Here is a 1,437-nt window from a genome sequence, read left to right as displayed (position 1 = left end):
ACGAAAGGCGTGCTAGCGCCTTTACTCGATCGAAATTGATTTTGGCGATCTCCTCGCGGAGGAAGCTCGGCTCGTATCCCCGGCCATAATAGTCGGACACATCAAACCCTGATTTCGAACCACTTCCCCATCCCCCGAGAACCATCGCGACTTCCCGGTCAACGCGTGCATCCCGAAGCGCATCTCGAAAGCAATGACGGAACGAGTGGAAACTGGTTTTAGGTTTCACGGCTTTAGCATGGCCGAGGAAGAGGATGAACCACTTACTGAACGAGGTTGATCGGATGCCATCGGCACCCGGATTGATGTCGTCGAAAAGCTTGGTTTCACCAGCATCGGCCTTGCGGCGGACGAAATCCAAAAACCCGAGATCGTGCAGAAACGGATGGAGGGGCACAATCCGTTCACTGCTGGAAGTTTTCAACCGCTTGTCAGTGGAACCGACAAGGGAGTCCGCTGTCACCACGAGGCACGAGACACCATCAAGATTGCGCACATCTGTGATATCAAGTTGGCATGCCTCGTTAAGGCGAAGACCCTGCCATAGTCCAAGCAGCGGAACCCAGAAGCGTGTTCCCCGGGGGCGCCGATCACCGCATCGGGCGTAACCCTCGGCGTCATTCAAGCATCCGGAGTAGAGCGGGGCGGAAAAGATCGATTCAAGCTGCCAGCTTTCGAACGGCAGGCGCTTATCCCGTTGGTTTACCGGGTCCGCTACGCGCAGACCCTTGAGGTGATTCCTGACCAGAAACTCTTCCCTTACCGCCCAATTGAGGACCACGCATAGCTTGTTCAGATAGATGTTGATGTTCGCGGCGCTCATCAGGTTCGTCAGCCCTTCGGATTTGGCCTTTGATGCAGCCTCCTTGGGCGACAGATCGGGGAATGCGCGGCTGACTTGCTTCGGAAGGTATCGAAGCGTTTCCAAGAAATCCCGACAAACAGCCCGACTAAGCTGGTTAATTGGGAGGTCCGCACCGATGATCGAAACAGCGAGCCGTTGGGTCGTTTGATAAGCGAGCCTCGTCCTTGGTGACCAGTCTTGAGTGGGGTCGGACATAAACCGATCGTAGACTTCCCCGAAGGTCAGAACGGGAGCGGAAGGGTCGAGGGTCATCCCCAGCAGCGTCCGACGACCGTCCTGCGAAGTGTTTGCTGGAACCCCACCGCCACCGTCATAAGACGGTCGTTGGAGCGTGGAATCGAACGGCATTCCGAGATGACCGCGCAGTTGCTCGAACCGGCTTTCGATTTCTGCCAACGCGACGAAGGCCCGACGCCGAGCAGTCCGAAGACTATCCGTCTTAAGCGACTGCCACACCTCGCCCTTGCCGATGGCCGCTTTCAAGTCGGTCGGGACACGCTTGCGAACATGATAGTTCCCACCCTTCTTGGTGAGCCCAAAACCTCGATTGTGTAGAAGGTTTGCGGGAAGCC

The 1,437-nt window shown here is 56.6% G+C and carries 1 protein-coding gene; it reads right to left on the bottom strand.

Features of this window, described 5'->3' with window-relative positions:
* Positions 1 to 1,348 (bottom strand): site-specific integrase (locus HUV48_RS14160; RefSeq protein WP_176268381.1); only part of this gene is annotated, 1,348 nt, incomplete at its 3' end.
* Between the last annotated feature and the right edge of the window lie 89 nt (positions 1,349 to 1,437).

This window comes from Qipengyuania atrilutea, from assembly GCF_013370205.1.
Taxonomy (GTDB): Bacteria; Pseudomonadota; Alphaproteobacteria; order Sphingomonadales; family Sphingomonadaceae; genus Actirhodobacter; species Actirhodobacter atriluteus.
This window is presented reverse-complemented; position numbering and strand designations above follow the sequence as displayed.